Source organism: Psychrobacter sp. (genome assembly GCF_035469765.1).
In the GTDB taxonomy this organism is placed as follows: domain Bacteria; phylum Pseudomonadota; class Gammaproteobacteria; order Pseudomonadales; family Moraxellaceae; genus Psychrobacter.
The window spans coordinates 1-6,547 of record NZ_DATIRM010000211.1 but is presented as its reverse complement, the minus strand read 5'-3'; the positions used below and the strand labels follow the sequence as shown (position 1 = coordinate 6,547).

Genomic DNA, 6,547 nt, shown 5'->3' with positions numbered 1-6,547 from the left:
ACCTTCAGCAACTGGGTCGTTGGCATCTGCATTTTCAATAGCACGCTCTAAATTATCGACGATCTCTAATAGCTCTTTGGCAAATTTCTGTAGAGCAAATTTTTTGCTCTTATCCGCTTCTTGTTCCATTCGTTTTTGTGCATTATAAGCTTCGGCATTGGCGCGGGCAGTACCTTCTTTGGCTTGTTTCACTTCACCTTCTAACTCAGCAATACGCGCTTTAAAAACATCGAGATTAATGTCGTTTTCAATAGTGACTTCTTCTTCACCTGAGTTGTTCTGTGGATCAAACTCTTTCAAGGTTTCTTCTAAGATACTTTCATTGTGATCAATATTGTCGTGTACTACAGTTTGGTCAAGATTTTCGTGGTTCGGGTTTTGCTCGCTCATGATAGCTCCTTGGAATTTGAATAATAATGCTTGAGATAAGACATAACAAATCAGCCAATCGCTGACTATCTAATACTTTTGTCGGATACTTAACGGTTCTTACTCATTTTTTTATTAATACGCTCTAATAGCTGCTTGATAAAGGTGATGGGTACAAATTTCAAGCCTAAAGCAGAGGAATTTTTCGCATTTACGACAAATATAGTTGGAACACTCTTCAAAACATATGTACATCATTTTCCCTTTGTGTCAATACGTATAAATATTCGCTAACAAAACGTACCAAAAACCGTCAATTAGTCTAAATACTTTACTATTACTACCCAAGCCATTACCAAACATCACCCCGTTTTACTCATCACTACCTTACTATTGCTACAAATATTATCACTTACTTTAAAGTGCACGCTGATATAACAGCGCACACAGTACCAGTTATGAGAGATGTCATGCCTAATTCAACAGTATCATCAACCAATACCCTACTTAACAAAACATTGATGGCGCTACATTTGGCGTCGAACGATGAGACAAGTAGCGAAACAAAAGAAAATAGTGTTCAAGAAAAGCGCTTGAGCGTCAAAGAGAAAGTGCTCAGCTACAACCCAATAACAAACTACCAACTACACACCTTGCATTATGCGATAAAAAGCTTTGGTTATTTGCCAGCTCCTGTTCTTGAGAGTTTGATAGGTTATTTAAATGGACCGACGTCAAAACAATACATGCACGTTGATGCTCATCTGCGTTTAATTCTTGCTGTTAATAGTAAGCTAAAAATCCCTTTGCAACTGATAGAGATGACCGAGCTACGTAAACGCTTTGCAGCAGACGCTGTCGCCATGCAATCACCAAAAGTATGGCAGCAAGTCGGTGATAAGTCATTTGGCAATATGAAGCCTTTTGCTAAAAAAGCCGAGAGCGCTATTAACTGGGAAGATAAGACCATTGCAAATGCCGACGATGGTGATATGACCATTCGCTGCTATCAAAAACAGATGTCTAACACAGGCTTTGGCTTTAAAAAAGTGCAAAACAACAACCCTGATGAGACCGTGCTATTGTTTTTCCATGGCGGCGGGTTTTGTATTGGTGACCTTAATACCCATCATGAATTTTGTCACGCACTCTGTGAGCAGACGGGCTGGCCGGTCGTCAGTGTCGATTATCGCTTGGCACCCGAACACCCTGCCCCTACTGCGGTAAGAGACTGTATTACTGCCTATGCGTGGCTGGTTGAGCATTGTGAGACGTTTGGCGCCTTGCCATCACGTATCTTATTGGCAGGTGATAGCGCAGGCGGTGGATTATCCACGTTAATTGCTCAACAAATCATTACCCCAGATAAAAATGCTTGGCTTGATTTGGGTGACAGCGGTCAAAAGACCTTTGATATATTGCAGCACTTGCCACATCCTATGGCGCAAATGCCGCTATATCCAGTAACTGACATCGAAACGGATTATCCAAGCTGGGAGTTGTATGGTGAAGGTCTGTTGCTTGACCATGCTGACGTTGCCGTTTTTGATGCAGCTTGTTTGGAAAACAGTCTATTACCGCGCCAGCATATCCTGACATCGCCGATGCTTGGAGACAATCGACACGTTTGCCCGAGTTATGTCGTCGCGGCAGAATTGGATGTCTTACGTGATGAAGCATTTGCTTATGCCAGTCAGCTAAAGAATTATGGTATAGCCGTGCAGACTCATACGGTGCTTGGCGCGCCGCATGGATTTATTCATTTTATGAGTGTTCATCAAAGATTGGGACAAGAGACTCAGCATATCATCACAGGTTTTGCCAGCTTTGTGCGTGAAATCATAAAAACACGAGCGCTACTGAGCGCTTGATAGAATCCCCTTAATATAAGTTTAAATACAGGACTATTTACCTCTGAGGTCAATGATCCACACCTCAGAGCGCGTTCCCAATCTAAAAGGCACTGCTCCGATACCATAACCTGAAGTGACCATAAATTGGGTGCCATCTACCTCTTTAAGACCATAGACCAGCGGCCTAAACCATTTTAATAACACAGTTAAAGGGAATATTTGACCGCCATGAGTATGCCCTGATAAGTGCAAATCAACAGGTAAACCTTTTATCTCTTCTAACGCATCGGGACTGTGTTCCAAAAACAGCACCGGTTTATCAGTTTTAATATTAGCAACCAAATCTGCCGCAGCAGGTCGCCTAGGATCTGTCGCATCTGAACGCCCAACCAATAGTACCGCGTCATCTAACCAAACACTTTTATTATCAATCACCTTTATGCCAGCACGCTCAACAGCATTGGCAATCGCAACTTCATTACCAGAGTAGTCATGATTACCCAAGGTTGCATAAACGCCAAGCGGCGCTTTCAATGTTGATAGATGCTCATGCATATTGGTTTTATCATAGACATCCGTAGAGTCATTCATTACGTCACCGGCGATGACTACCACATCAGGGCGTTGCCCATCTATCAGCGCAACCATTTTATCTATCTGCTGATTACCGAACCATCTGTCCAAATGGGTATCAGACACCAAGGCTATTTTCATCGGTTGGGGCAATACTTTGTCTACTTTTACCGTCAAGTGATGGACAACTGGCGAATAAGCATTAAAGACTGCCAAGCTGATAATGCCTATATAAGTAAGCACTGCAAACGCGCGAATGGCGATAGGATGTGGTTTTTGTTTAGAGACTTGCGTATAAATAATGGCCATCACAGCGGTGACTAGACCAGCATAAAACATAAAACCTTGCAAAATACTAACGACCAGATAGACATAAAAGCGCGCGCGCCAAAACTCACTCAGCCCGTAGATAAGAAAAATATTATTAATCAAAAAAATACTAAAGACTAAGCTTATACGACTAAAGCGCTGCTTTGGTTTGAGTAACCACCAAAAAATCATACTGCTCATAACTGCTAATAGTTGCGTGCCAATGATAACAAGCCACATAATAAAATCTAATCAGCCAAAGACATCCGTATAGTACGCCAACATTCTTACCTATTAAAGACAGAGATTTTTTTTATTGCAACCTGACTGCATCTAGCGACTGTTTTTCATAGAATAAGACAGCGGATTGTTTCATGTGAAACAATCCGCTGTCTTATTTTATGAAACAGTTATAGCATCCATTATCGATTTATAATGCCGGATTTGATGATTATGCTTTTATTACTTGTTGCTCCAAGGCTTCTTTAAGCGTTTGATGTTTAAACTCAAATCCAGCATCCAGCAAGGCTTGCGGCAATACTTTCTGCCCGTCGATAAGTAAGGTCGACATCTCACCAAACATCAGCTTAAGTAAAAACTCTGGCAAAGTAAAAAAGGTTGGACGATGTAACCAAGCACCCAACGTTTTGGTAAAAGCATGATTGGTCACGGGGTTTGGCGCGGTCAAATTATAAATTTTCACATCTTTATTGCTTGCTGTATGGCGAGCAGTCTGTGCATCCTCATTAACCTGATAAGCACTATTATTAAGCTGCTGCTCTATGATAAATATCACGGCCGCCACCCAATCATCACGGCTGATCCAGCTCATGATTTGTTGACCATTACCCAGCTGCCCACCAACGCCCATTTTAAAAGGGGTCAAAAGCTTGCTAAGCATACCGCCTGTAGGATGAATGACGACACCCGTACGCACAAGCGCCACTGGTACGCCTGAGTCAGTCGCTTGTCGCGCCAATTGCTCCCAGTCATCACATAACTGATGGGCAAAATCTGCCTGAAAACCGCTGCTTTCGGTCAAAGGCTTATCGCCTTGATTACCATACCAACCAATTGCTGAACCACTGATGAGCAATTTAGGCTTCACATGACTGCGGGCAATAAATGCCAGTAGTGCTTCTGTCGGCTTCATTCGACTGGCTAGCAATTGCTCTTTACGATCGTCACTCCAGCGCGCATCCGCAATCCCTGCACCAGCTAGATTTAAAATCACATCGAAGTATGTATCTGAAATTGTAAGCTCATCATACGTCATCATCGTGATATCACTAGGATGTGCTTGATTACTATCACGGGTCAACCAAGTAATTTGTAGCTCTCTACCCATCTCTTGATAGCGCCTTAGTATCTTGTGACTAAATGCACTGCCCAAAAACCCTGAACCACCGCTGATTAGAATATTCATCGCTTATTATCCTTATTATTGATTATATCCTCATCAGTGTGACAAAAAGCACGCCATGGAAACAAGGTGACAAATGTAGCCGTTAGAGCTTAGTAAAAAGGTGCAGAGATAGTGCTATCAAACTTTGACTATCAAATCAGCGAATGATTTGTCCTGTTAAAGCGTCACCTATTTGGCTTGGCAACTGATAACCCAATGTCTCACCTTTAAGATAGCCAACGCACTCATTTGAGTTTTCATTGTCACTTAAAAAATAACGCTGTGCTTCGCTGAGTGACAGTGCAGGAGATTGACCTGATGGATTGCAGCTTGTTGAAACAACAAAACCGTAAGGATTGCTAGCTGACACCATATGCGCGCACAGTTGCTTGACCAACGGATGGTCAATGACACGTACCGCAACACTATCGTGAGCACCGGTAATCCATGATGGAATAGAAATCGGCAGATTGTGTGAAATAGGTAGTAGCCAAGTATGTGCTTGTTTGGCAGTGCCGTTAATCGAATCAGTTTGCCAACTATCAAGTACATTTTGACGTTGAGCAATACTGAGACCATCAAGCAGCGCTGTAATACGGCTTGGGCTATCAGTGACCACAATCATACCCTTCTCTATTGGGCGCTGCTTGATGGTCAATAGCTGCATTACTGCTTGCTGATTAAAGGGATCACAGCCGATGCCCCATACGCTTTCGGTTGGGTAAACGAGCAGTTGCCCTTTTTGAAGCCAATGAGACGCTTGAATAACAGAATCGGTAATAAGGGGTGAAGATAAGGACATAAAATAATGCCTTTAGAACAAAGAGAGTAAAAGGGGATATCGTGGGTTTATTTTATAAGAAATGTAGCGCTATAAGCATGATTACATACGTAAATAGCGTCCGCCTTGAACAGTAATAGCACCCACCAGCTCTAGCTCCATTAACTGCCCAATCAATTGTGCAGGTGTAAGATTGGTAGCGAGGATAAGCGCGTCCAAATCTTGACCGTGCCAATCTAACTTTTCAAACAAGGTAGTTAGATGCTCCGGTATGCTAATACTAGGTACCAGTTTTATTTGATGAGATTCTATCGTTTTTTTGCTAATAGTAGGCTGACTAGATACTGACTGATGAGAGGATTGTATATTTGAGCTCTCATTAGATTGAGGCTGAAACTGGGTTGTCAGTTGCGCACTGACATCATCAATTACTTGCTGAGGATGATAAATCAAGGTTGCACCTTCCCGTATTAGATGATGGCAACCTTCAGCATTAGTATTATCAATATGACTGGGAATCGCAAAGACTTGCTTGCCTTGCTCAGAGGTGAGGCGCGCAGTAATTAGCGAACCACTTTTGATGGTCGCCTCAGTAACGATAGTGGCAAGACTCAACCCCGCAACCAAGCGATTGCGGCGCGGGAAAGTATGCTTATGTGGCAACGTATGCGGCAATAGCTCACTGATGATACAACCACCTTTATCAATGATTTGGCTAAATAGCTGATCATGATGATTAGGATAATTGACGTCGATACCCGTGCCCATAACGCCGACTGTGCGACCTTGAAGTGCTACATCAGTCTGCGCCAGCGCACCAAGATGGGCTCGCTTATCTACGCCAATGGCAAGACCACTGGTAATGATGTAGCCTGCATGGGCAAGATATTGCGCCATATCAAAGGTGATTTTTTGCGCGTGTGTCGTCGGTTTACGACTGCCAACGATAGCAATTTGGGCACGATGCAGCAGCTCACTATTACCCCGATAAAATAGTAGCGGCGGAGGATCGTATATCTCTAATAATTGAGTAGGAAATTTTGGCTGTTCAGCAAATAATAGACCGTACTTATTATCAATTAATGCTTGTTGAATCTTATCAATACTAGCGCGCGTTTGCTCTGGCTGCTCATGCCGTGTCAAATGGGTATGATGCAGCCCTAACTGACGCCACGATTCTACGCCAGCTTGTAATGCAAGCTGCGCACTGCCATAGGTATGGATAAGTTTATGATAAGACGATAATGACGCATTTAG

Annotated in this window: 6 protein-coding genes; 1 reads left to right on the top strand and 5 read right to left on the bottom strand. The window is 42.8% G+C overall.

Annotated features, from left to right (window positions below):
* On the bottom strand, positions 1-390 hold a 390-nt coding region (grpE, locus tag VLN09_RS06000; protein WP_325244633.1), incomplete at its 3' end, for a nucleotide exchange factor GrpE.
* Positions 391-839: 449 nt separating this feature from the next.
* Here grpE and VLN09_RS05995 point away from each other — a divergent pair.
* The gene (locus tag VLN09_RS05995; protein WP_325244631.1) at positions 840-2,240 is read left to right on the top strand and encodes an alpha/beta hydrolase; all 1,401 of its coding nucleotides are present in this window, start codon (positions 840-842) and stop codon (positions 2,238-2,240) included.
* Positions 2,241-2,273: 33 nt separating this feature from the next.
* Here VLN09_RS05995 and VLN09_RS05990 read toward each other — a convergent pair whose 3' ends face one another.
* The 4 genes from VLN09_RS05990 to dprA all read right to left on the bottom strand — a co-directional run.
* Entirely contained in the window at positions 2,274-3,344 is a 1,071-nt protein-coding gene (locus VLN09_RS05990) for a metallophosphoesterase (protein WP_325244629.1), read from the bottom strand.
* A gap of 211 nt (positions 3,345-3,555) precedes the next feature.
* The gene (locus VLN09_RS05985) at positions 3,556-4,530 is read right to left on the bottom strand and encodes a TIGR01777 family oxidoreductase (RefSeq protein ID WP_325244627.1); all 975 of its coding nucleotides are present in this window, start codon (positions 4,528-4,530) and stop codon (positions 3,556-3,558) included.
* Positions 4,531-4,666: 136 nt separating this feature from the next.
* On the bottom strand, positions 4,667-5,311 hold the full coding sequence (locus VLN09_RS05980) for an L-threonylcarbamoyladenylate synthase (protein ID WP_325244625.1): 645 nt from the start codon (positions 5,309-5,311) through the stop codon (positions 4,667-4,669).
* An 81-nt stretch (positions 5,312-5,392) separates the two neighbouring features.
* Positions 5,393-6,547: DNA-processing protein DprA (dprA, locus tag VLN09_RS05975; RefSeq protein WP_325244623.1), on the bottom strand; the 1,155-nt coding region annotated here is incomplete at its 5' end.

Bases quoted from the DNA above. Each gene is read 5' to 3' on its own strand.
- VLN09_RS05990 (WP_325244629.1), bottom strand. From the start codon at position 3,344: ATGTGGCTTGTTATCATTGGCACGCAACTATTAGCAGTTATGAGCAGT.
- VLN09_RS05980 (WP_325244625.1), bottom strand. From the start codon at position 5,311: ATGTCCTTATCTTCACCCCTTATTACCGATTCTGTTATTCAAGCGTCT.
- VLN09_RS05995 (WP_325244631.1), top strand. From the start codon at position 840: ATGCCTAATTCAACAGTATCATCAACCAATACCCTACTTAACAAAACA.
- VLN09_RS05985 (WP_325244627.1), bottom strand. From the start codon at position 4,530: ATGAATATTCTAATCAGCGGTGGTTCAGGGTTTTTGGGCAGTGCATTT.